Below are 23,187 nucleotides of genomic sequence, written 5' to 3' on the forward strand. Positions count from 1 at the left end.
GTTAGAATCGTCGGCGACCGGCGCACTATACAAAAAGTCGGGGGCGCAAGCTACCGAAACCGCTCGGGTGGGTATAAGGAACAACGTACCAGAGCACGTGGTCCTTATTCGTCGACCTTATTCAGGCATCTCACGCAGGTATCTCATTCAGACGCCGCATTCTGACACCGCATCAGACAACTCGTTCAGGCTCGACATTCCGGCGGGGCAAGCTTGGCCGGCAAGCTGGCCGCCGGGGACGGTAACGGACCGGCCCCGGGCGCCGGCAGCGACGACGCGGCCTTCCCCGCGACAAAGCACTCCCAGGTCAACGCCCCCGCTAACGCCGTGCCGGCGCTCAGTGCGACGCGACCAGTAGGCGCCGTGGCGTCGTCGGGTGTCGATGGCATCAATACCAGGATGTTGGCGTCGGCGGGTGCGACGCGCGAACCGTAGGTGATGATGATCTGCCCGTTATCGGGGGAGATCTGGACGCTGTCGACGTTGCGTGTCGCGGGCGCCACGACGTACCCTGCACCGAAAGGCGTCCCGCTGGATGCATTTTCTGCCACGGCAATTTTCGCCGACGCGGCCAGCGACAGCCCCTCGCCGACACGGCTGCGTGCCAAATAATCCTGATAAGCGGGAATCGCATAGGCCGCCACGACTCCGACGATCGCCAACACGATCATCAGCTCGACCAGCGTGAAACCGTATTTACCGATGCGACGCGACGGCGCCCCGGAGCGTCTCGAACCGGGCGTATGAATCGCAACCGCATGAACCGCATGAGCCCCACGCCCCTTTAAACCAGCGTCAACCGCTGACGGACAGATGAACACAGCCGACATCGCAATACTCCTTAGCCCCAAGTCATGCTCGGATCAACAGCACGACCATCATAGTGGCGCAATCGCGATGCCGGCCATTGCGTCGAATGGCCAAATCCGAGCAATCGAGTCGAGCCACGCGCAGCCGGTCAAAAAAAAGCGGGCTAACCGATCGCTCGGTTAACCCGCTTTCCCTAATCGCGGCGCAGTACCCGACAGCCCAATAAGAACCGTCGAGCGCCGCCTCGCCTTAGTTCATTACTTCAATGCAGCCTTCATCAACCGGCCCATTTCCGACGGATTGCGCGTGACCGTAATGCCACAAGCATCCATCACTGCCAGCTTCTCGTCAGCACCGCCGGAGCCGCCCGAGATGATAGCGCCTGCATGGCCCATGCGCTTGCCTTCCGGCGCGGTCACGCCAGCGATAAAGCCGACCACCGGCTTCTTCATATGGGCCTTGACCCAATGCGCCGCTTCTTCTTCGTCCGAGCCGCCGATTTCGCCGATCATCACGACCGCGTCGGTATCAGGATCGTCGTTGAACATGCGCATGACGTCGATGTGCTTCAGGCCGTTGACCGGATCGCCGCCGATGCCCACTGCCGACGATTGGCCCAGACCCAGAGCGGTCAACTGACCGACTGCTTCATAGGTCAGCGTGCCCGAACGCGACACCACGCCGATGCGGCCTTTCTTGTGGATGTGACCCGGCATGATGCCGATTTTCAGCTCGTCCGGCGTGATCGTGCCCGGGCAGTTCGGTCCGAGCAGCAGCGTCTTGCGGCCTTCGCGGCGCATGCGGTCTTTCAACGCCATCATGTCGCGAACCGGAATGCCTTCGGTAATGCAGATCGCCAGATCCAGGTCGGCTTCAACCGCTTCCCAGATGGCTGCTGCAGCGCCTGCGGGCGGCACATAAATAACCGAAACGGTCGCGCCGGTTTCGGCTGCCGCTTCTTTCACCGAAGCGTAAATCGGAATGCCTTCGAAATCTTCGCCGGCTTTTTTCGGATTCACGCCGGCGACAAACGCTTCGCGCCCATTCGCATATTCGCGGCAGGTACGAGTGTGGAACTGACCGGTCTTGCCGGTAATGCCCTGCGTAATAACCTTGGTATCTTTATTGATCAGAATCGACATGTATTACCCCTGTCTGGTTAGCGCGGCGTGCGCGTTCAACGTGGTATCCATCGCGCAAAGGCTTCGAGCGATGGCGACTGCACGTGGCGCGACGCCTTTAACTGAATTCGCTTGGCTCACCTGCGTGACATGCTGCGCGCCGCCAGCACCGGCCCAACGTAACGTTACGTAACATTGCACAACATTACGCAACGCTGCGTCGGGCTGGGCTTGCGGACTACGCCCATGCGCCGCACGTGCAACTTACTTGCCTTCGGCGGCCGCAACCACTTTCTGTGCGGCTTCTTCCATGCTGTCGGCAGCAATGATGGGCAGGCCCGACTCGGCCAGCATCTTCTTGCCGAGGTCTTCGTTGGTGCCCTTCATCCGCACAACCAGCGGTACCTTCAGCGAAACAGCTTTCGACGCGGCGATCACGCCTTCGGCGATCACATCGCAGCGCATGATGCCGCCGAAAATGTTGACCAGGATCGCTTTCAGATCCGGGTTCTTCAACATGATCTTGAACGCTTCCGTAACCTTCTCGGTCGTAGCACCGCCGCCCACGTCCAGGAAGTTGGCCGGCTCGCCGCCGAACAGCTTGATGGTGTCCATGGTCGCCATTGCCAGGCCGGCGCCATTCACCAGACAGCCGATATTGCCGTCCAGCGAGATGTAAGCCAGGTCGAACTTCGACGCTTCGATTTCAGCCGCATCTTCTTCGGCCAGATCGCGGTAAGCGACGATGTCTTGTTGACGGAACAATGCGTTCGAGTCGAAGTTGAACTTGGCGTCCAGAGCGATGACCTTGCCGTCGCCAGCCACCACCAGCGGGTTGATTTCCGCCAGCGATGCGTCGGTTTCCCAGAACGCTTTGTACAAGCCTTGCAGGATCACGCGAGCTTGCGCAATCGAAGCGGCGGGCACGCCCATCTTCTGCGACAGCGAATCGGCGTCGGCATCGGTCAGGCCGATCGACGGATCGACGGCGACCTTGTGGATCAGTTCCGGCGTCTTGGCCGCAACTTCTTCGATCTCCATGCCGCCTTCGCTCGACGCCATCACGACGACTTTCTGCGTCACGCGATCGACAACCAAGCCGACGTACAGCTCTTGCTTGATGTCGGCGCCTTCTTCGATCAGCAAACGGCTGACTTTCTGGCCTTCCGGACCGGTCTGGTGCGTCTTGAGTTGCATGCCGAGAATCTGGCTTGCGTACTCACGAACCTGTTCGATCGATTTGGCCACCTTTACGCCGCCGCCCTTGCCGCGACCACCTGCGTGGATCTGGGCCTTGACAACCCATACCGGGCCGCCGAGTTCCGTAGCCACTGCAACCGCTTCGTCCACCGAAAAAGCGGGCTTGCCGCGCGGCACTGCAACGCCGAATTTGCGCAGGATTTCCTTTCCCTGGTACTCGTGAATCTTCATCCGTGATTCCTTTAGGTCTGAGAGTTGGACAGTACTTCATTTCCCGCATGGCTTGCCGGTGCAACGCGTACGCCTTTTACGGCGCGCGGCGTGTGGCCATACCAACGGGGATAGAACAGCTTGACGACCTCGCCGTCCAGGCGCAAAGCGTGGCATCGGTCGAGTTGAAACGGGGCTTCGCTTGGCTCCCCATCGAGGGCAAGTGCTGCGGAGGGGTCCGGGGTTTCCCGAGACCGGTCCGCATCATGATTGAAGACTGCCTGGATGGCAGCCGTCGGCAGCACAGCGCACAACTCGGTGAGGTGGGTGCAGCCTGCGCGCGCGCCTAGGCGCTGCGCCACATGACGGCGAAAACTTTCGGTGAGATTCAGGCCGATCAGCGCCCGGTAGGCAGGATTGATCTCGTCGCAGTGCCCCGGATAGGGCACCCAATCGGACGAAGATTCGGCATCTACGATATCGAGTGCACGGTTAACCGTGACCCGCAGGTGCAGTTCGTGGATCGGCAGACCTTGAGGACGGATACCTGAACCCAGGCGCGTATCGCGGGGCTTGGTATCGGTCAGGCACGCTTCGATATCCCATAGCCCATCCTCACGCTCAAACGCTTCCACGTTGATAGCACGACGATGGCGTAGTTGACGAACGGCGGGCGGGGAAAGCGGCATATCGGGTTTGAGCCGGATTGAAACCGGTCAGTTAAGACTAAACTCAGTTAAGACTAAATTACGCAGATCCAAAAAGCCGCGTAAGTTTAACATACTGAGATACCCTGATATGCCGAAGTCGTAACGGGAATGCGGGCCAGGATGCCCCGATCCGCTGCAGGCCACGGCGTGCCTTGCTTGGGGCTGTTAGCGGTTGCCGGTAATGCGGTTTCAATCGATGGGAGGTTCGTCAAAAAAGACGCTTTCCTCGTCCGCGCCCTGACCTTTCAACAGTCGCGCGATGATGGCGTGAGAAAACCCCCGCATGGCAAGAAAACGCGCTTGTTTGCCGCGTTCGGCAGGGGTCGCCGGCAGCGCGCCGAATTTCTTGCGCCACACCGCTTCCGCACGCGCCCATTCGGTGTCGCGCAACTGCGCATCGAATGTCGCGACCAACTCGGGATCCACGGAATTGCGTTTAAGCTCGCCGACAATGCGACTTGCGCCCTGGCGGGACGCTCGCCGATGCACGAGGCTCTGCGCGAAACGTGCGTCGGATAACCAGTTGCCGCTCTCCAGAGAGTCGAGCAACGCTTCGAGGTCGTCGGTTTCTTCCAGATACGGGCTCAGCTTGCGCGCCAGCTCGATACGGCTGTATTCGCGGCGAGATAGATATCCGATTGCACGGCTTTTCAGACTGCGGGCCGGGGGCGAAACTTCCGATTCGAAGGGGTCGGAAACCTCGTTGGACGCGACGGAATTTGCTATTGCGGCTGTGGCTCCAGTCCCGGTGCCCTCGCCAGAGATTTCAGCCGAGGTGGCGTCTGTGCGCTGAGGATAGCGTGGACGTGCCGGCGAGGTACCCCGGCGCTTGCTACGCCGTGATTCACGCTCCGAATCACGTTCAAAAATGTCTTGCGCCCCGCCGGCGTCGCCTGATTGGGCGGGCGAGCGGGGTCGTATTTCACGCATGAGAGGACGAAGCCAACTTACTCAGGCGCGAGCTCGTCGTCTTCAACATCGACGGCAGCTTTACCGACAGCCTTAGCGGCAGGCTTGGTAGCCGCGGCACCCTCACCCTGCGGCATGGCGACAACACCCAGCGATTCGCGTACGCGATTTTCGATTTCGCGAGCGATGTCCGGATTCTCGCGCAGGAATTCGCGCGCATTGTCCTTACCCTGACCGACGCGTTCGCCGTTATAGCTGTACCACGCACCGGCTTTTTCAACGATCTTGGCGGTCACGCCCAGATCGATGATTTCGCCTTCACGCGAAATACCCTCGCCATACAAGATGTCGAAAATGGCCTCGCGGAACGGCGGTGCCACCTTGTTCTTCACCACCTTGACGCGGGTTTCCGAGCCGATCACTTCATCGTTTTTCTTGATCGAACCGATCCGACGAATATCGAGACGAACCGAAGCATAGAACTTCAATGCGTTACCGCCGGTGGTCGTTTCCGGGCTGCCGAACATCACGCCGATCTTCATGCGGATCTGGTTAATGAAGATCACCATGCAGTTGGTGCGCTTGATCGTACCGGTCAACTTGCGCAGTGCTTGCGACATCAGGCGCGCTTGCAGGCCCGGCAGCGAATCGCCCATCTCGCCTTCGATTTCGGCCTTGGGCACCAGTGCCGCCACCGAGTCGATCACGATCAGGTCGATCGAACCCGAGCGCACCAGCGCGTCGGCGATTTCGAGCGCCTGTTCGCCGGTATCAGGCTGCGACACCAGCAGATCGGAGACGCTCACGCCCAGCTTGCCCGCGTAACCGATGTCGAGCGCATGCTCCGCGTCGATAAACGCGCAGGTGCCGCCGATTTTTTGCATCTCGGCAATCACTTGCAGCGTCAGCGTGGTCTTGCCCGACGATTCAGGACCGTAGATTTCGACGACCCGGCCGCGCGGCAGACCGCCGACGCCCAGCGCGATATCCAGGCCCAACGAGCCAGTCGAACACACACCGATATCCTCGATCGCCTCGCCCGCGCCCAGGCGCATGATCGAACCCTTGCCGAATTGTTTCTCGATCTGTGCCAGCGCCACTGCGAGCGCCTTGCTTTTTTCGGCTGTCAGGCCGGTTGCGCCCTTCTTGCTATCTTCCATGAATCGTCCTTTGCTATGATGAATGGCAGTCTGTCACAGACGACCCGGTCCAGCGACTTGAAAGCAGCTAAAACCGGGTAGCTCTGCGGTACTGTATAAAAAAACAGTGGTTTTGGCAAGCATTGTTCGCAACGGAACGTGCCGTTCACGCCACAATCCGGCCACACTATATAGAGACAAGCAAACCCGCGCATCCGGCGCCCGGCTCGCAGCCGGCAATCTTAGCCCCACAGTGCCAACCAGCAGGGTCTTTCATGCGTATTCTGATTGCCGAAGATGACAGCATACTCGCCGACGGACTGCTGCGATCCCTCCGCCATTCGGGTTATGCGGTCGATCTGGTCACCAATGGTGCCGACGCCGATAGCGCGCTCGCGCTGCAAAGCTTCGATTTGATGATTCTCGATCTCGGTCTGCCGCAGTTGTCCGGCATCGAGGTATTGCGTCGCTTGCGAGCGCGCAATTCCACGTTGCCGGTGATGATCCTCACTGCTGCCGACAGCATCGAGCAACGCGTCAAAGGCCTGGACCTCGGCGCCGACGATTACATGGCCAAGCCGTTCGCGCTGTCCGAACTCGAAGCGCGGGTGCGCGCGTTGACCCGGCGCGGCGCGGGCGGTGGCCCGACCATTGTCAAGCATGGCCAACTGGCCTTCGACCAGGTAGGGCGTGTTGCCACCATCAACGAACAAATGGTCGACTTGTCGGCGCGCGAACTCGGCTTGCTCGAAGTACTGCTGCAGCGAGTAGGCCGGCTGGTATCCAAGGAACAACTGGTCGATCACCTCTGCGAATGGGGCGACGAGGTCAGCAACAACGCCATTGAAGTGTACGTGCACAGGTTGCGCAAGAAACTGGAACCGGGCGGTGTGCGAATCGCAACCGTACGGGGCTTGGGTTACTGCCTGGAGAAGCCTGCGCCAACCGTTGAACCCGACAACACCGAAGCCGGTCCGGGCGCGAGCGCCGATGACAGTGCCCAGCGCGGCGTTGCCCACTGAGCGCGCGAGCGCCCCGTACGTCCGTGACACGCCCGCCGATGCTGCATACCCAGCCACCCGCTTCTGACGATGCGGTGTCGAGTTCAGGGTTGGGCTCAACTTCGAGCTCAACCGCGGGCCTAACTTCGGACTTAACTGCAGGCTCACCCACGAGTTCGGCCACGATACTGAGTGCCGAGGCCGAAGACGAAGCCTATAAAAACCCGTTCGCGCCGCCCGACGAAACCGGCGCCGCCGAAAAGCGCCCACGTTCGCTGTTCGGCGAAATTCTCGACTGGATGCTCGCCCCGCTGCTGCTGCTCTGGCCGATGAGCATCGCGGTGACTTATCTGGTGGCCAAGTCGATTGCGAACGGCCCCTTCGACCGCTCGCTGGAAACCGACGTCTACGTGCTGGCGCGCCAGATCACGCCGCGCAACGGTGTCATCACGCTCTCGCTGCCCGATTCGGCGCGCGATTTCCTGCGCGCCGACGATACCGACACGATCTACTACCAAATTACCAGTACGCACGGCAAACTGGTGAGTGGCAGCGCCGATCTGCCGCTGCCCAGCGAAGCGGACAAGCCGCAACCGGGCGTCGTGGAATTTCGCGACGAAACCCTGCGCGGCACGCAGATCCGCATTGCCTATACCTATGCCGAAGTGGCCGGCATGCCTGAACAAACCTATGCATTGGTGCAAGTCGCCGAAACGCTGGGCAAACGCAGCCATCTCGCCAACGACATCATCAAAGGCGTGATCCTGCCGCAATTCGTGATCCTGCCGCTCGCCATCGTGCTGGTGTGGTTCGGCCTGTCGCGCGGCCTGGCGCCGTTGCACGCGCTGCAGGCGCATATCCGTGCGCGGCGTCTGGACGATCTGTCGCCTCTGGAAGCGTCGCAGGCTCCGGCAGAAATCGCGCCGTTGGTGACCTCATTCAACGAATTGTTAACGCGCCTCGAACAAAACATGGAGCTGCAAAAGCGCTTCATCGCCGACGCGGCGCACCAGATGAAAACTCCGCTGGCCGGTTTGCGCATGCAGGCCGAGCTGGCGTCGCGCCAAACCGCTTCGCCTGAAGTGCGGCGCTCGCTTGAGCAAATTGCCGCCAGCTCCGAACAAGCGGCGCGACTCGTCACCCAGCTACTGGCGCTGGCGCGTGCGGAAAACCGCGTCTCGACCCAATCGTTTGAGCCCGTCGAGCTGGTTGCCTTGGCGCGGCAAGTCACCCAAGACTGGGTTCTGCCGGCGCTCGCCAAACAGATGGACCTGGGCTTCGAAGAACCCGTGGCGCGCGTCATGCTGGCAGGCAACCCGCTCATGCTGCGCGAAATGCTCGGCAATCTGCTCGACAATGCGATCCGGTATACCCCGGCCGGCGGACGCATTACGTTGCGAGTCGGTGCCACGGTCGACACGGCATGGGTCGAAGTCGAAGATACCGGCCCCGGCATCCCAGTGGGCGAGCGCGAGCATGTGCTGGAGCGTTTCTATCGAATTCTCGGACGCGCGGGAGAAGGCAGCGGCTTGGGCCTGGCTATCGTGCGCGAGATTGTCAGCATGCATCAAGGCGAACTCAGCATCCTCGAAAATCCCTATCAGAGCGCGCCGCCTTTGGCCGGCACGATGATCAAGCTGACATTTCCGAAAATAGAGGGGCGGGACTTACCCTAGGCTCCCACTCCGGCGCGCAGCCGTCTCACCATCCGGATCGCCATTAAAACGAATAAATAGGCGATTTTTGGCGAATTTGTTGGGGTTTTGTGTGATTTTTGGAAATTTACGCTTTCCGGCGCATGGTGCATCGCACCTTACAAATGTCAGTTCGAGGTAAGTTTTGGCACCGATACTCGCCTCACGGCGATGCTCTGCTGCGAGCTGGCCGCCCATTATTTTTATATTCCTAAACGGAGACAAACGATGGCAACCGTAAGCGGGCAAGTTTCCCACGCCCCGATGACGAACGCCGAGCGGCGTGTGATTTTTGCGTCATCGCTGGGCACTGTTTTCGAGTGGTACGACTTTTACCTGGCGGGTTCCCTCGCTGTGTACATCAGCCGCGCCTTCTTCTCGGGCGTGAACCCGACAGCCGCCTTTATTTTCACCCTCCTGAGCTTTGCCGCCGGCTTCGCGGTGCGTCCGTTCGGCGCGATCGTATTCGGACGACTGGGCGACATGGTCGGACGTAAATACACCTTCCTGGTCACCATCCTGATCATGGGCGCGTCGACCTTCGTGGTCGGCTTGCTGCCCAGCTATGCTTCGGTCGGGATCGCTTCGCCGGTGATCTTCATCGCGATGCGCTTGCTGCAGGGCTTGGCCCTCGGTGGCGAGTACGGCGGCGCGGCCACTTACGTGGCCGAACACGCCCCTAGCAACCGCCGCGGCGCCTGGACTTCCTGGATCCAGACCACGGCAACGCTGGGCTTGTTCCTGTCGCTGATCGTGATCGTCGGCATCCGTTCGAGCATCTCGGACGATGCGTTCAGCTCCTGGGGCTGGCGCGTGCCGTTCCTGGCTTCGTTGATTCTGCTTGCCGTCTCCGTCTGGATTCGCCTGAAACTCAGTGAGTCGCCGGCCTTCCAGAAGATGAAAAACGAAGGCACGGTTTCGAAGCAGCCGCTCACAGAAGCCTTTGCTCGTTGGGGCAACCTGAAGGTGGTGATACTCGCGTTGCTGGGCCTGTGTATTGGTCAAGCGGTCGTGTGGTACACGGGGCAGTTCTATGCGCTGTTCTTCCTCACGCAAACGCTCAAGGTCGATGGTACTGCTGCCAACCTGCTGATCGCAGCAGCGCTGGTGATCGGCACGCCGTTCTTCGTGTTCTTCGGTTCGCTGTCGGATCGCATCGGTCGCAAGCCCATCATCATGGCGGGTTGCCTGATCGCGGCGTTGACCTTCTTCCCGTTGTTCAAGATGCTGACGCATTACGCGAATCCGGCGCTCGAGGCGGCAATCGCCAAATCGCCGATCGTGGTGACGGCAGATCCGAGCGAATGCGCGTTCCAGTTCAACCCGGTCGGCACGTCGAAGTTCGTTTCGTCTTGCGATATCGTGAAAAGCTCGCTTTCGCGCGCGGGGTTGAACTACACGAACGTCGAAGCGCCGGCTGGCACGATCGCACAGGTTAAAGTGGGCGACACGGTGATCAGCTCGTACGACGGCAAGGCGCCGGACGCGAAAGACAAGGGCGCGGCTTTCACCAAAGACCTGTCCGCGACGTTGAAGACGGCGGGTTATCCGACCAAGGCTGATCCGGCTTCGATCAACTATCCGATGACGATCGTGATTCTGACGATCCTGATGATCTTCGTGACCATGGTGTACGGGCCGATTGCCGCGATGCTGGTGGAGATGTTCCCGGTGCGGATCCGCTATACGTCGATGTCGTTGCCGTATCACATCGGGAACGGGTGGTTTGGCGGGTTCTTGCCGGCTACCGCGTTCGCTATCGTGGCAGCCAAAGGCGATATCTATTCGGGGCTGTGGTATCCGGTCGGGTTCGCGCTGTTCACGTTCGTGATCGGGATGTTGTTTGTTAAAGAGACTCGCGGGACGAATATCGACGCGTGATTGGGGCGCGGGTTGTGAGTGGTGCGAGGAAAGGGGTTGACAGACGCTCTAGCGCCAGACATAATTCGCGACTCTTTGGCGAATTAGCTCAGTTGGTTAGAGCGACGGAATCATAATCCGCAGGTCCGGGGTTCGAGTCCCTGATTCGCCACCAGTTGTATGAAGGGGGCTAGCGCAAGCTAGCCCCTTTTTTATTGCTGAGTGCGCTTTGCATCAAGCAAACGATTCCGTTAAGAGCGCTCCACGCCATTTGCCACCCAGATTGGGGTTGATAGACCCCCAATTGGGGTTTATCCCCCACGCTGGTGAGAGACTGCCAATTGTCAGGCTGAGCGAGCGGTACAAGCCGCCTATAGCGCGGCGACGGGCTAAGCACGCTAACCCAGAAAAACAAAAAGCCGGCATATAGCCGGCCAATCTCATCGGCAAAACACTGGCTTATTTGCCCGCGCTAGCCTCGCACTTCTTCATAAACGACGTCTTCGCTGCACCCGCCAGCGCCTTGCCGTTTTTATCAATAGCCTTGCTGTCACACGAAGGTGCCATAGCAGTCTTGCTATTGCTTTCGCACTTCTTCATAAACGAGGTTTTCGCAGCGCCGCTCAGCGCCTTGCCATCTTTCCCAATCGCTTGCGATGCACAGCTCGATGAAGCCTGAGCCGACATCGACATTGCCGGTGCGGCGGTTTGAGCCTGAGCTACACCGACCGAAAACAATCCTGCCAAAACTACCGCGAAAAATTTGTTCATCATGATGCTCCCTCGGAAGTTGAGGCACATTGCCCCATCTCAGTAAACGCCCCCGAAGCGCCATCGTTGACGTCGCACAACAAGATAGTGTCCAGATACCCCCGTTTGATCAATATCTGTCGCAAATCCCATTGCGCAAACGCTTTTGCCGCAGTGCATCATGCGCACAGCGCCATGATTACCGTAGTGCTTCCCGATACCTATCCCTCAACGGTATCAACGTCAGCAATGCCACCGCACTGCCAAACATCACGTAATAACTGATCGAAAGATCGTCCCCGGTCGTCATCGTCAGCCATTGAACGATCGCCGGCGCAAACCCGCCAAAAATCATCACCGCGACGTTATAACTCACCGAAATACCGGTCGATCGAACACTAGACGGCAATAATTCTGAAACAAAAGTTGGATAGCACCCCTGAAATACGCCCAAATACACCATCAGTACCGCCTGGCACACGATCAACATCGGCAGGCTCGGATGCGCAGTCAGTAGCGAAAAAATGGGATCGCCGTGAACAGCGAAAGCACGAGCGCGGTCATCATCAGTTTCTTGCGCCCAATCCGGTCAGACAAAGCTCCCGACAAAGGACAGGACACCAAATAACAAAATGCCCCACACGCCGCGCTAACCAAGCCATCGGTCAGCGGCATGTGCAAAACCCGCGTGGCGTGCGTCGGCATATAAAGCAAAAAGATGTAAGTCCCAACCGTCCCAAACACCGTCAAGCCAAAACCGGCCGCCACCTGCATCCAATGCTTGGTCGCAGTATCGCGAATGGGCGTGGCGCTCAGTTCATTTTTCGAACTCTTCTCGACGAACACCGGCGACTCGGCAAGCTTGGTACGCAGATAAAGCCCAACCGGCGCAATCAGCAAACCGAGCACGAAAGGCACGCGCCAACCCCAGCTCATGAGCTGATCCGGACTCAAACCCCGGGTGAGCACCGCCCCCATCAGCGAACCGAAAAGCGTGGAAATAGCCTGCGCCACCATCTGATAGCTACCGAAATACCCACGCCGATTAGGCGGCGCGTATTCCACCAGGAACGCGGTAGCGCAACCCACCTCCCCGCCCGCAGAGAACCCTTGAATCAACCGCCCCACCAATATCAGGATCGGCGCCGCGATACCTATCGTTTGATAAGTCGGCGTGAATGCGATAAACGCGATGCCCACCGCCATCAGCGAGATAGTCAGCGTCAAGGCCGATTTGCGGCCGACCTTGTCCGAAATCGCACCGATTATGATCCCGCCCAAAGGCCGCGTAAGAAAACCCACCCCGAACGTCGCCCAGGTCGCCAACAGCGAAATCGCAGGATTGCTCGCCGGGAAATAGAGCCTGGCGATAACCACCGCGAAAAAGCTATACACCGTGAAATCGAACCATTCCAGCGCATTGCCGATCGTGGCGACCACGATCGCTCGTCGGCCTGAAATACTGCTCAGTACATCGGGGTCACGACCACCGGACGCGTCTGCAGCAGAAGAGAGAGTGCTCATCGGAAGTGCTCCACAGGGGACGAGTCAACGAAATCGTGCTTGTTAAGCACGCCTGACAGACTGTATGGACGACGGCTTTGCAGCCATTACCCTCACTAGATCGAACTGCTGCAACCACTCCACCATACGCGTGGCACAATTAAGAAAATATATAATTTCTAAACTGAAACTTAAGAAAAATTGATACATTGATCAACATTCCTCGAGGCCGACCATGAGCAATATCCGCTTTCTCCGAACTTTTATTGCAGTGGCTCGATGTGGCTCCTTCGCCGCCGCAGCCGAAAAGGTCGCGCTGACTCAGGCGGCGGTCAGCATGCAGATGCAGACGCTGGAGGACGACCTGAAGCGTCCGCTATTCGATCGCGTGGGCCGAACCAACCGGCTTACCAGCATGGGCAAGGAGGTGCTCCCGCAGGCCGAGCGTCTGGTGGCGCTTTACGACAACATGCGCCTCACCGGCATGAACGATGAAATCGCCGGGTCGATCTCGATCGGCGCGGTGGATTCGGTGATGGGCGCACTCGCATCGGTCGTGACTGAGATGAAAGCCGAGCATCCGCACCTCGATGTGAAACTGTTCACCGGTAAAGCGCAGGCTCTTTCGCCCCAGGTCGAAGCGGGAGAAATCGACGCTGCGATCATTATCGAAGTCAGCGGCAAAACGCCGGTCAGCCTGAGTTGGACCCCGCTGTATTCGGAACCGCTCGTGGTCGTGTGCGGTCGAGAAACTGCGCCTGAAAGCGCCAGCGAACTGCTGCGCTCGCGCCCTTTTCTGCGTTTCGATCGCGCTCAGCGTACCGGTGCGCTGATAGAACGGGGGCTGCGCCACAATCGCCTGAGCGTTAATGAATTCCTCGAGTTGAACTCGCTCGAAGTGATCGTCGAACTGGTCCGGCAGAACACCGGCGTTTCCGTGGTTCCGCTTCTCGAATTCGGCTCTTGGGCCAAGGACCCCACTCTGCGCATCCTACCGTTGCCCAAAAGCACGCCGCGCCGTGTGGTCGGCATGCTGGAGCGGAAGATACACGCTCGACATGCGGTGATGACGATGATCCAGAACAGCATCCGTGAACGCTCAGGTGCGCACAGCGCAACGTAGAATCGTTGCCTGCTCGTTGCCTGCTCGTTGCCTGCTCGTTGCGCGCTCATCGTCCGCTCACCGCCTGCTCACCGCCTGCTCACCGCTTGCTTGAGCCTGCTTGAGCCTGCTTGAGCCTGCTTGAGCCTGCTTGAGCCTGCTTGAGCCTGCTTGAGCCTGCTTGAGCCTGCTTGAGCCTGCTTGAGCCTGCTTGATGCCCGCTGACGCCTTTCCCAATATGTCCGCGCACAGCATATCGAGCCCGGCGAATTACAATATTTCCTTAATCCAAAGAAAAGAAATATCAGCTTTTCTTAAGGATTTCGGCCATCGACAATGAATCGAATCGACCCAACTTATCAAAAGGAAGGCAGCCGCATGGAACTCATCGCCGAGATTGAGCAAACACATGACGAGATCAAGGCAATACGCCGAGACATCCACGCGCATCCGGAATTGCGCTACGAAGAAGACCGCACCGCGGACCTGGTCGCCGAAAAACTGCGCAGTTGGGACATCGAAGTCACCCGCGGGCTCGGCAAGACCGGCGTAGTCGGCGTGTTGCGCAAGGGTACGAGCAAACGCGCTATCGGTCTGCGCGCCGACATGGACGCGCTCCCCATCCCCGAACTCAACACCTTCGATCACGCATCGCGCCACCAGAACAAGATGCACGCTTGCGGCCACGATGGCCATACCGCCATGCTGCTCGGTGCGGCCCAATATCTATCCCGGCATCGCAATTTCGACGGCACCGTCGTATTCATCTTTCAACCCGCGGAGGAAGGCGGCGGAGGTGCCAAAGCGATGATCGAGGACGGCCTGTTCGAGCGCTTTCCCGTCGATGCAGTATTTGCGCTACATAACTGGCCTGGCATGCCGGCGGGCGAATTCGGCGCGCGCGTGGGTGCCACGCAGGCATCGAGCAACGAGTTCGAAATTCGTATCAAAGGCGTCGGTTCGCATGCAGCCATTCCGCACGACGGCGTCGACCCTGTCTTCACTGCCATGCAGATCGGCATAGGCCTGCAAAGCATCATCACACGCAATAAGCGCCCCATCGACTCCGCAGTGCTATCGATCACGCAGATGAAAGCAGGGCACGCCGTCAATGTCATTCCCGACGTGGCGACCTTGGGTGGCACCGTAAGAACCTTTTCGGTCGATGTGCTCGATCTGATCGAAAAGCGGATGAAGCTGATTGCACAGGCCACCGCTACCGCTTACAACTGTTCCGTGGAAGTCGACTTCGTGCGCAACTACCCGCCGACCGTCAATACCCACGCAGAAACCCAATTCGCTCTTGGCGTGATGCAGGATATCGTCGGAGCCGACCACGTGGAAACCGATGTGGATCCGACCATGGGTGCGGAAGATTTTTCGTACATGCTGCTGGAACGACCGGGCTGCTACGCGTATATCGGCAACGGCCAGGGTGGTCATCGCGAGCACGGTCACGGCATGGGACCCTGCATGTTGCACAACAGCAGCTACGACTTCAATGACGACGTGCTGTCGCTCGGCGCGACCTATTGGGTGCGGCTCATCGAAAAGTTCTTGCCCCAATAAGGCTGACAGCGCATGCGGCTGCGCTTTTGAGTCCGCATGCGCGCTTGAATGCAGACTTGCGCGGAACCGAATCCCCTTCGAGTAATCTCACTACAGACTCCAGTAACAAAGTGCGGCGCCCGATAGTCTCCCGCCGCCATGGAAGTACGAAACGCGGCACGACACTCTTCCGGGTCTGACAGTGAGGCTACTATGAATTTCAATACCGTTGCCGCGTTGCTCCTTGCCACGATACCCATGGCCGCCTATGCGGCCCCCGACTACCCGAATACCGAAGAGGGTGTGTGCGGCGCGCTGATCGGGTCGAGCAATTCGGGCGACGTGGCGAGTGGCGGATTTCTGTTGCGCGAAGGCGAACCCGTCGACTTTGTCGGCGGCGGCAAGACGGTGCACGGCGTCCTGCATGTATTCCACGACGGTGACCTTTACCGCGCTTACTGGCAGCCTGCCGGCAGCCATGAAAAATATGTGTTCGCCAACGACGGCGTCAATCGCATCCAATTGATCTCAACCCCGCCGCGAGGCGTGCCCGCCCGGCCGGGCGAGCCGGGATCGACCATGCCAGCTCAGAAAGTGGAATCGTGCCCACAATTCTGAACGGCACGGCTGGCGTTCAATACCCGCGATGACCGCTTTGGCTGTATGCCCTCAAGCGCTCTTGATGCAAGCACCTGGACTCAACATCACTGAGCCGCCGCCGGATAGTTCGACGGAAACAGTGCGCGTCGCGACTCTTCATCCACGACCTTCTTGAACGCGTGATCTGATCCGACCAGGCGAGCGCGTTGCGCCGCCGGCCGTGCATCGATCGCCTGAAACCAGCGTTTCAAGTTCGGGAAAGCATCAATCGCTTCGTCGTCACCGGGCAGCACTCTGGCGATGCGACCCAGCCACCCCCAGGCAGACATGTCGGCGATCGTGTAATCGTTGCCGACGATATAGTCACGCCCTGCCAGATGCTCATCGAGCACACGGTAATGCCGCTCGATTTCACGTCGATAGCGGTTCACGGCATACGGTAACTTCTCAGGCGCCGCATGCTGGAAATGCACGGCTTGTCCCGAGAACGGACCCAGTCCAGACGCAATGAAGAACAGCCATGACAGCATCTCTGATCTATCCGCGGGGGTGCCCATAAAGCGCCCCGTCTTCTCACCCAGGTAAAGCAGGATGGCGCTGGAATCGAACACACGCGTTTGCGGACCCGCCGCGCCTTCGGTATCGACGATGGCCGGAACCTTGCCGTTCGGATTGATGGCGCGGAATTCCGGCGAATGCTGTTCGCCTTTGCTCGTGTCGACAGGCACGACTTCATAAGCCAAGCCGGCCTCTTCAAGAAACAACGCGACTTTGGCGGGATTGGGCGTCGGGTGAAAATAAAAACGAATCATGGCACTCCCTGGTAGTAAAAAAGGTTGAGGCAAGGTCTTGAATAACAATGGCCCATCGTATCGATCCGATCGGTGCCGGTACTTCAGATGTCCAGCAGTTTCTTCATCAGCGTGGCCACCTCGTCGAGCCCGCCCACCACATAATCCGGCGTTTGCCCGAGCTCTTCGAAGGTGTTGCCGACTCGATTGATCCAGCACACGGGGAATCCGAAATGACGCGCGCCCGACGCATCCCATGCGTTCGAGGACACGAACAAGAGGTTCGAGCGTTCAAGGCCCAAGGCTTTCTCCGCCAGCATATACACGCTCGCATGTGGCTTGAACACTTTGACATCCTCGACACTGAGGAGTCGGGAAAAGCAGTGTGTGAGACCGGCATTGGTCACCACGCTACGGATCGAATTGACGGAACCATTGGACAGGATAGCGAGCGGAATGCCCATTGATTGCAGCTTGGCCAGCGCGGCGGGCACCTCTGGATAAGGCTTGATCTTGAGGTACTCGTCGCACAACTTCAAGCGCGTGGCCTCGTTGAGCGGCAGCCCCAGATGTTTGCACGTGAAAAGCAGGCTGTGCTCGGTGGCGTCCTCGAAGCTGACATAGTCGTCCATCAAACTGCGCAGCCAGGTGTATTCGAGCTGCTTTTGTCGCCAGAGTGTGCTGACTTCCCGGCCGCGGCCCGGATAGAACGAGTCGCACAGACCGGCAACCGAGTGCACATCGAAAAGCGTTCCATACAGATCGAACACGACGCCGCGGATTTGTCTCATTTCGTCCCCTCGTGAAGTAACGGTGCTCTAATGGCCACTTGCGCCCGCCGACTCTACCAGCGATCGCGCCGCGTGGGGTCTATCTTACTGCGCCGTGTGTGGTCTTGGCTCAAGAGTGCATGGTCTTGGTCAAAAGTGCATGGCCTTGGTTCAAAAGCGCAAGAGCCCGAAAACGGACGGCGTGACGCTTCCCGAGCGCCAAAACGCCAAATCGCGGATGATAGGAATCTGCCAGCGCAATTTGCGAGAACAGCGCAGCGCCGCAAAAGGATGACTTATCCATCACGGGAGAAGGAGAGACTATGAAAGCCGGCATCATCAAATATGTATCGGGTGTGGTTTTGGGCGTGTGTTTTACCGCGCTGACAAGTGGCGCATGGGCTGCCGAAGTGCCATTCAACAAAGCGCAGTTCGATCAGGACGTGGCGGCAGGCAAGCCCACGATCGTCTATCTGCACGCCACATGGTGCCCGACTTGCAAGATCCAGACGCCTATCGTCGAGCGGCTCTCGACCGATCCGAAATTGAAGTCGGTCACCATATTTCTAGCCGATTACGATACCGAAGTGGCATTGAAAAAATCGCTGAAAGTGACCCAGCAATCGACGTTCGTCGTCTTCAAGCAGGGGCATGAAGTGACGCGCTCGACCGGCCAAACCCAGGAACAGGCGATACGCGCGACCTTCGAACAGGCCTTGTAATGGAGTTCGGCCCGGGCACCTACGCCCTTGGCTTTTTCGCGGGAACGGCGTCGATATTGTCGCCCTGCGTGCTGCCGATTCTGCCTATCCTGATCGCCACTGCGTTGACCCGGCACCGTTTCGGCGCAATGGCCCTGGCGCTCGGGCTTAGCCTGTCGTTCGCCGCGGTCGGCCTATTTATCGCGACGATCGGTGCATCGATAGGCCTGGACCCGGAGACGTTGCGCCGCGTCGCCGCCGTGTTGATGGTGCTGTTCGGGTTGGTGATGCTGATTGCCCCGCTGCAAGCGGTATTCGCGAGGGCCAGCTCGCGTGTCAGCAATACGGGGCAAAGCGCGCTGGGTGCAGTAAGCGGCGACGGACTAGCGGGCCAGTTCCTGATCGGGCTGTTGTTGGGTGTGGTTTGGAGCCCCTGCGTCGGACCGACGCTGGGAGCCGCCACCACCCTCGCCGCACAGGGCAAGGATCTCGGCCATATCGCTGCGCTGATGGTGCTGTTCGGGTTGGGCGCGGGGCTTCCACTGATGATATTGGGCGCGTTGTCGCGTACGGCGCGGGGCCGGCTGCGCTCGCTTGCGGCGGTCGGCCGAGCGACCCAATTAGCACTGGGCGCACTGTTCGTCTTGCTCGGGGTCTTCATCCTTACGGGGTTCGACCGAAGGGTAGAAACCGCGCTCTTGTCTATCAGCCCTGCGTGGCTGACTGCGCTGACGACTTCGCTATGATTACTGTGATTGGCGTGTCTCGCGCAAACGCGCGGCCACTTGCGCAATCGCCCCACTCCAGTCGCCACGCCGCTGCTGTCGAACCAGTTGCAGCGACGGATACCACGGGCTGTCGGGGCGCTCCAACAACCAGCGGAAATCGGGCCGATACGGCAACATCACAGTAGCAGGGCGTCCCATTGCCCCAGCTAGGTGAGCCACCGCGGTATCCACGGTGATCACGTGATCGAGACAGGCGAGTACCGCAGCGGTATCGGTAAAGTCATGCAAAGCGGCAGCGATGTCGATCAACCCTATCGCCCCGAACACGGCGCGGTCCGGCTCCGGAACTTCTTTTTGCAGACTGATGAAGCTGCCGCTTTCGCGTAACACCGGGTTCAATTGAGCGAGCGGAATCGAGCGATGCCGGTCGTTCACGTGCGCCACGTTGCCCGACCACACCACGCCTATCCACGGTCGCCGATACTCAGCCAGACGCTGCGACCACACCGCGATCTTGCCGGCATCGCCCTGTAGATAAGCTGCACGCGCCGGTATCGTTGCAAGCTCGGTACGCAACGCCAGCGGCAAGCTCGGCAACGGGCAGTGGTAATCGAAATGCGGCAGCGTATCGCCGCGTGCCAAGACACCTTTGATACCTGAATCCGTAATACCCACGCCCTGAATACCCTTAATGTTCTCGATGCCCTTCATGCCCAGCAGTTGCACCAGCAGCGCTTGCAGCGGCGCCTGTACTTCAAGCCAGACAGTCGCGCCGAGCTCGGCCACTGCCTGGGCATAGCGGCAAAACTGCAGCGTATCGCCCAAGCCCTGCTCCGCGTGCAACAAGATGGTTTTGCCCTGCACAGGCACGTCGCCAAGCCACTGCGGTTGCGTAAAATCGCGTACGACCGACGCGTAGGCGGGAATTTTTCGACGCCACTCGTATGCTTGCCAGCCGCCGACAAAGTCGCCCAGCAGCAAGCGACACAAGGCCGCGCCAAAGTGCGCTTCGGCCAGACCCGGCTCGAGCCGGATCGCCGCGTCAAAACTGGCCAATGCGGCATCGGGACGATTTAGATTCTGTAGCGTGACGCCGTGGTTGACCAGTGTGCTGGCACGAACCGGTTGATATTGGAGCGCGCGTTCGTAGTAAGTCAACGCGTCTTCGGGCCGGTCAAGCTCCTGCAGCACCACTGCGCTGTTATTCAACGCCTCGGTGTAATCAGGTTTGAACTGCAGCGCCACCGCGTAGCTGGCAAGCGCTTGTTCGCGACAGTTCAGCGCACGCAAGACGTTGCCTCGGTTTTTCAGCGCTTCGAGGTGATCGGGCTGCGACTGCAGCGCCTGTTCGTAGCAGGCGAGCGCTTCAAGCGGCCGCTGCAGTTTGGCAAGGGCATTGCCTTGCTCGGTCAAGTGCTCGGCATCAGTCATCGGATCAGGCCGCTTATCGGGCAGCGCATTGGGCAATATTCGGTCGGCGCATCGGGCATACGCGGCATCGGAGCTGTATCGGTCGCATCGAGCGCGATTGTACAGCGGCGTGCCGGTTCGCCCCCCATATTGCTCTATCATGTCCGGTATTCGTCCGGTTCCTTTGCCCTGTTCCGCGGCGCCTTCCGTCGGCTTGCGCCTCGCCCCGTACAGCACAAACGCAGGCAACAGCGGTTCGCTACCCTTCATCCAAAAACACCACGCTTATGATCACGTTGAAACAGCTTGAGGCATTTTATTGGGTAACCAAGCTGAAAACGCTGGGGGCTGCGGCCGAGCGCCTGCATACGACACAGTCGGCCATTTCGAAGCGCATCGCCGAAATCGAGGATTTTTTCGATGCGCCCATGCTCGATCGCCACCACCGCACGATGCAACTCACCACCAAAGGCCGGGAACTACTCGAATCGACCGAAGAAATGCTGCAAGTGCGAGACCGCCTACTGGAGCGCATGGGTATGGAGGTCGAGGTCGTGCGGCGCTTTCGGATCGGCGTCACCGAGTTGATCGGTTTGACATGGCTGCCCCAGTTGATACAGGAGATACGCGAGACTCACCCCACCGTATCGCTCGAACCTGAAATCGACCTGAGTACCAATCTGAGCGCGAAACTGCATCGCAGCGACATCGACCTCGCCATCATGCCGGCCACGGCGATCGGCCCTGGGTTTACGGCCGTGCCGTTGCAGACCATGGATCTCGACTGGATGTGCTGCCCTTCCCTGCTCGATACCGGCACACCGCTGACAGTCGAAGAGATCGCCCGGCATCCGATCCTGATGCAGATCGATACCTCGGGCGTCGATGCCGTATTCGACCGCTGGTTCAACGCGAAGCGAGTCGCCATTCGCCGCACCTACGCAGGCAACAGCCTGATCGCGCTGAGTGCGCTGACCATCGCCGGATTCGGTATCAGCTATCTCCCTTCGCTGTACTTTTCCGATCTGGTCGAACAGGGACTGCTCAAGCGCGTACCGGCGACCGAACCGCTGCCTACGGTTCGGTACTATGCCGTGTACCGCGACGATGGGCATGCCGCTTTCAGTGCGTGGGTCGCGGAGCAGGCGGTGCGATTGTGTGATTTCCGCAAGCCGGTGCTGATCCCAAGATAGCCGGTTCTTGGTCTGCGTCGATTACGATGCCGCCGAAGATGCCGACAAACTGTTCACGTGAGCGCCGCGACGCTTGAGCAGCAGCGCCCCGATCAATCCCAGTGCGAAGAACACAGCGCAGTAGTGCGCGGGCATCAGCTTGTCGCCGCTCACATGCAGGAGCCAGGTCAGCACGAACGGCGAGAAGCCGCCGAAGACCGAAGCCGCGATGTTGTAGGAGATGGCCAAACCGGTGGCACGCACTTCGGTCGGAAACAATTCGGCCAGGGCGGCGGGAATCGGGCTGTTGGAAGCCGCGATCAGCACCGCAAAGATGAGTTCGACGCTCATGATCGATATCATCGACGGCGCACTGACGATCCAGTAGTAACACGGATATAGCGCGATCAGGAGCATGGCCAGCGAGCCGCCGATCACGAGCTTGCCGCCTAGCTTGTCCGCCAGGTGGCCGAAGAACGGAATGGCCACGATGCGCAGCAGTATACTTGCGAGCAGCACGTCGAACGGCAGGCTGATCGGCATGTGCAGGCTTTGCACCGTGTAGATCGGCAGATAGGTGATGATCACATACGACATTACATTCAACGCTGCGCTCAACGCAGTCGCGACGAACAGCTCGCGTGGATAGCGTTTGAAGACCTGCCCGAGCGGTATGCCGGCGCGCTTGTCGAGCTTCTGAAACGCTGCGGTTTCCGGCATCCGGCGGCGGATGTAGAAACCCACCGGACCGATCAGCAAACCGAACAGAAACGGAATTCTCCAGGCCCACGACTCGAGTGCCTGCTGTGTAAAGACGTGAGTCAGCCCGGTTCCCATCGCAACCGCCAGCAACGCACCAAACGCCTGCGCGAACATCTGCCAACTGCCGTAGAGATTGCGCCGCCCCTTCGGCGCGTATTCGATCAGCATAGCCGTCGCGGTGCCGAACTCCCCGCCCGCCGACATGCCCTGCAGCAAACGTGCGCACAGCACGATGACGGGCGCAATGAGACCGATCTGATGGAAGCTCGGCGTAAAGGCGATCATCGCCGATGCCAACGTCATCATCGCAATGACCAGTGTCAACCCTGCCTTACGGCCCTTGCGGTCCGCATACATGCCGAGCAGGATACCGCCCAGCGGACGCACGACGAAGCCCGCGCCGAACGTTGCTGTCGTCAACATCAGCGCAGCGTATTCGCTGTCGCTGGGGAAGAACTGCTTGGCGATGATGATCGACAGGAAGCCGAACACCACAAAGTCATACCACTCCAGCAGATTGCCGAGCGTCGACGCGACCGCTCCACGCCAACTACTTCTCGTATCAACGGTTTCCATGGAAGTCTCCTGAATCACAGTCTTTTTTTATTTCGATGTGAATGCCCGCTACCCTAGCATCCCGATCGCTTCTGCCGTACCAACCTCCGGATTCCACTACTACGACCAACTCGCCGGCCG

22 protein-coding genes and 1 tRNA gene are annotated in these 23,187 nt (G+C 59.4%); 10 read left to right on the forward strand and 13 right to left on the reverse strand.

The window, feature by feature from the left end:
- Positions 1-185: 185 nt before the first annotated feature.
- The 6 genes from GSQ77_RS21970 to recA all read right to left on the reverse strand — a co-directional run bounded on the left by GSQ77_RS21970 (position 186) and on the right by recA (position 6,120).
- Complete coding sequence (locus tag GSQ77_RS21970) at positions 186-830, reverse strand: pilin (protein WP_158904862.1); 645 nt, start codon at positions 828-830, stop codon at positions 186-188.
- Positions 831-1,067: 237 nt separating this feature from the next.
- The gene (sucD, locus tag GSQ77_RS21975) at positions 1,068-1,952 is read right to left on the reverse strand and encodes a succinate--CoA ligase subunit alpha (RefSeq protein WP_158904863.1); all 885 of its coding nucleotides are present in this window, start codon (positions 1,950-1,952) and stop codon (positions 1,068-1,070) included.
- A gap of 243 nt (positions 1,953-2,195) precedes the next feature.
- Positions 2,196-3,362, reverse strand: a complete 1,167-nt coding sequence (sucC, locus tag GSQ77_RS21980; RefSeq protein WP_158904864.1) for an ADP-forming succinate--CoA ligase subunit beta — start codon at positions 3,360-3,362, stop codon at positions 2,196-2,198.
- An 11-nt stretch (positions 3,363-3,373) separates the two neighbouring features.
- Positions 3,374-4,030, reverse strand: a complete 657-nt coding sequence (locus tag GSQ77_RS21985) for a DUF2889 domain-containing protein (RefSeq protein ID WP_158904865.1) — start codon at positions 4,028-4,030, stop codon at positions 3,374-3,376.
- A gap of 210 nt (positions 4,031-4,240) precedes the next feature.
- Positions 4,241-4,981, reverse strand: a complete 741-nt coding sequence (gene recX / locus GSQ77_RS21990; protein ID WP_158904866.1) for a recombination regulator RecX — start codon at positions 4,979-4,981, stop codon at positions 4,241-4,243.
- A 17-nt stretch (positions 4,982-4,998) separates the two neighbouring features.
- Positions 4,999-6,120: a recombinase RecA gene (gene recA, locus GSQ77_RS21995; protein WP_158904867.1), complete on the reverse strand. Its 1,122-nt coding sequence runs from the start codon at positions 6,118-6,120 to the stop codon at positions 4,999-5,001.
- A gap of 254 nt (positions 6,121-6,374) precedes the next feature.
- Here recA and GSQ77_RS22000 point away from each other — a divergent pair, with 254 nt between their 5' ends.
- The 4 genes from GSQ77_RS22000 to GSQ77_RS22015 all read left to right on the forward strand — a co-directional run bounded on the left by GSQ77_RS22000 (position 6,375) and on the right by GSQ77_RS22015 (position 10,829).
- Positions 6,375-7,121 (forward strand): response regulator transcription factor, encoded by a 747-nt coding sequence (locus GSQ77_RS22000; protein ID WP_158904868.1) that lies wholly within the window; start codon positions 6,375-6,377, stop codon positions 7,119-7,121.
- A 38-nt stretch (positions 7,122-7,159) separates the two neighbouring features.
- Positions 7,160-8,776 carry a sensor histidine kinase gene (locus GSQ77_RS22005; RefSeq protein ID WP_158904869.1) on the forward strand — a complete coding sequence of 539 codons (1,617 nt, stop codon included), beginning with the start codon at positions 7,160-7,162 and terminating at the stop codon, positions 8,774-8,776.
- A 246-nt stretch (positions 8,777-9,022) separates the two neighbouring features.
- Positions 9,023-10,675: an MFS transporter gene (locus GSQ77_RS22010; protein ID WP_158904870.1), complete on the forward strand. Its 1,653-nt coding sequence runs from the start codon at positions 9,023-9,025 to the stop codon at positions 10,673-10,675.
- 77 nt (positions 10,676-10,752) lie between these two features.
- Positions 10,753-10,829: transfer RNA gene (locus GSQ77_RS22015), tRNA-Met, on the forward strand.
- Between the two features lie 284 nt (positions 10,830-11,113).
- On the opposite strand, the gene GSQ77_RS22020 is transcribed toward GSQ77_RS22015, so the two are convergent.
- The 3 genes from GSQ77_RS22020 to GSQ77_RS22025 all read right to left on the reverse strand — a co-directional run bounded on the left by GSQ77_RS22020 (position 11,114) and on the right by GSQ77_RS22025 (position 12,928).
- A complete protein-coding gene (locus GSQ77_RS22020; protein ID WP_367889686.1) occupies positions 11,114-11,428 on the reverse strand; it encodes a hypothetical protein in 315 nt (104 codons plus the stop codon).
- Positions 11,429-11,603: 175 nt separating this feature from the next.
- Positions 11,604-11,894, reverse strand: a complete 291-nt coding sequence (locus tag GSQ77_RS29990; RefSeq protein WP_367889687.1) for an MFS transporter — start codon at positions 11,892-11,894, stop codon at positions 11,604-11,606.
- Positions 11,895-11,914: 20 nt separating this feature from the next.
- Positions 11,915-12,928 carry an MFS transporter gene (locus GSQ77_RS22025; RefSeq protein ID WP_367889688.1) on the reverse strand — a complete coding sequence of 338 codons (1,014 nt, stop codon included), beginning with the start codon at positions 12,926-12,928 and terminating at the stop codon, positions 11,915-11,917.
- Between the two features lie 214 nt (positions 12,929-13,142).
- Between GSQ77_RS22025 and GSQ77_RS22030 the strand changes: the two genes are divergently transcribed.
- The 3 genes from GSQ77_RS22030 to GSQ77_RS22040 all read left to right on the forward strand — a co-directional run bounded on the left by GSQ77_RS22030 (position 13,143) and on the right by GSQ77_RS22040 (position 16,175).
- A complete protein-coding gene (locus tag GSQ77_RS22030) occupies positions 13,143-14,030 on the forward strand; it encodes a LysR substrate-binding domain-containing protein (protein WP_158904871.1) in 888 nt (295 codons plus the stop codon).
- Positions 14,031-14,387: 357 nt separating this feature from the next.
- Positions 14,388-15,578: a M20 aminoacylase family protein gene (locus GSQ77_RS22035; RefSeq protein WP_158904872.1), complete on the forward strand. Its 1,191-nt coding sequence runs from the start codon at positions 14,388-14,390 to the stop codon at positions 15,576-15,578.
- 192 nt (positions 15,579-15,770) lie between these two features.
- A complete protein-coding gene (locus GSQ77_RS22040) occupies positions 15,771-16,175 on the forward strand; it encodes a hypothetical protein (protein ID WP_254067735.1) in 405 nt (134 codons plus the stop codon).
- Between the two features lie 86 nt (positions 16,176-16,261).
- Here the strand turns inward: GSQ77_RS22040 and GSQ77_RS22045 are convergent, their stop codons facing one another.
- Positions 16,262-16,969 carry a glutathione S-transferase family protein gene (locus GSQ77_RS22045; protein WP_158904873.1) on the reverse strand — a complete coding sequence of 236 codons (708 nt, stop codon included), beginning with the start codon at positions 16,967-16,969 and terminating at the stop codon, positions 16,262-16,264.
- Positions 16,970-17,052: 83 nt separating this feature from the next.
- On the reverse strand, positions 17,053-17,739 hold the full coding sequence (locus GSQ77_RS22050) for a haloacid dehalogenase type II (protein WP_158904874.1): 687 nt from the start codon (positions 17,737-17,739) through the stop codon (positions 17,053-17,055).
- A 302-nt stretch (positions 17,740-18,041) separates the two neighbouring features.
- On the opposite strand from GSQ77_RS22050, the gene GSQ77_RS22055 reads away from it, so the two are divergent.
- On the forward strand, positions 18,042-18,440 hold the full coding sequence (locus GSQ77_RS22055; protein WP_158904875.1) for a thioredoxin family protein: 399 nt from the start codon (positions 18,042-18,044) through the stop codon (positions 18,438-18,440).
- Positions 18,440-19,165, forward strand: coding sequence for a cytochrome c biogenesis CcdA family protein (locus GSQ77_RS22060; RefSeq protein ID WP_158904876.1), 726 nt, complete (start codon positions 18,440-18,442; stop codon positions 19,163-19,165). Before GSQ77_RS22055 ends, GSQ77_RS22060 begins: the two co-directional genes overlap by 1 nt.
- On the opposite strand, the gene GSQ77_RS22065 is transcribed toward GSQ77_RS22060, so the two are convergent.
- Positions 19,166-20,827, reverse strand: a complete 1,662-nt coding sequence (locus GSQ77_RS22065) for a tetratricopeptide repeat protein (protein ID WP_158904877.1) — start codon at positions 20,825-20,827, stop codon at positions 19,166-19,168.
- A 17-nt stretch (positions 20,828-20,844) separates the two neighbouring features.
- Here GSQ77_RS22065 and GSQ77_RS22070 point away from each other — a divergent pair, with 17 nt between their 5' ends.
- Positions 20,845-21,750, forward strand: coding sequence for a LysR family transcriptional regulator (locus GSQ77_RS22070; RefSeq protein ID WP_158904878.1), 906 nt, complete (start codon positions 20,845-20,847; stop codon positions 21,748-21,750).
- 21 nt (positions 21,751-21,771) lie between these two features.
- Here GSQ77_RS22070 and GSQ77_RS22075 read toward each other — a convergent pair whose 3' ends face one another.
- Positions 21,772-23,067, reverse strand: coding sequence for an MFS transporter (locus GSQ77_RS22075; protein ID WP_158904879.1), 1,296 nt, complete (start codon positions 23,065-23,067; stop codon positions 21,772-21,774).
- Positions 23,068-23,187 lie beyond the last annotated feature (120 nt).

It is taken from the genome of Burkholderia sp. L27(2015) (assembly GCF_009765705.1).
Classification (GTDB): domain Bacteria; phylum Pseudomonadota; class Gammaproteobacteria; order Burkholderiales; family Burkholderiaceae; genus LMUX01.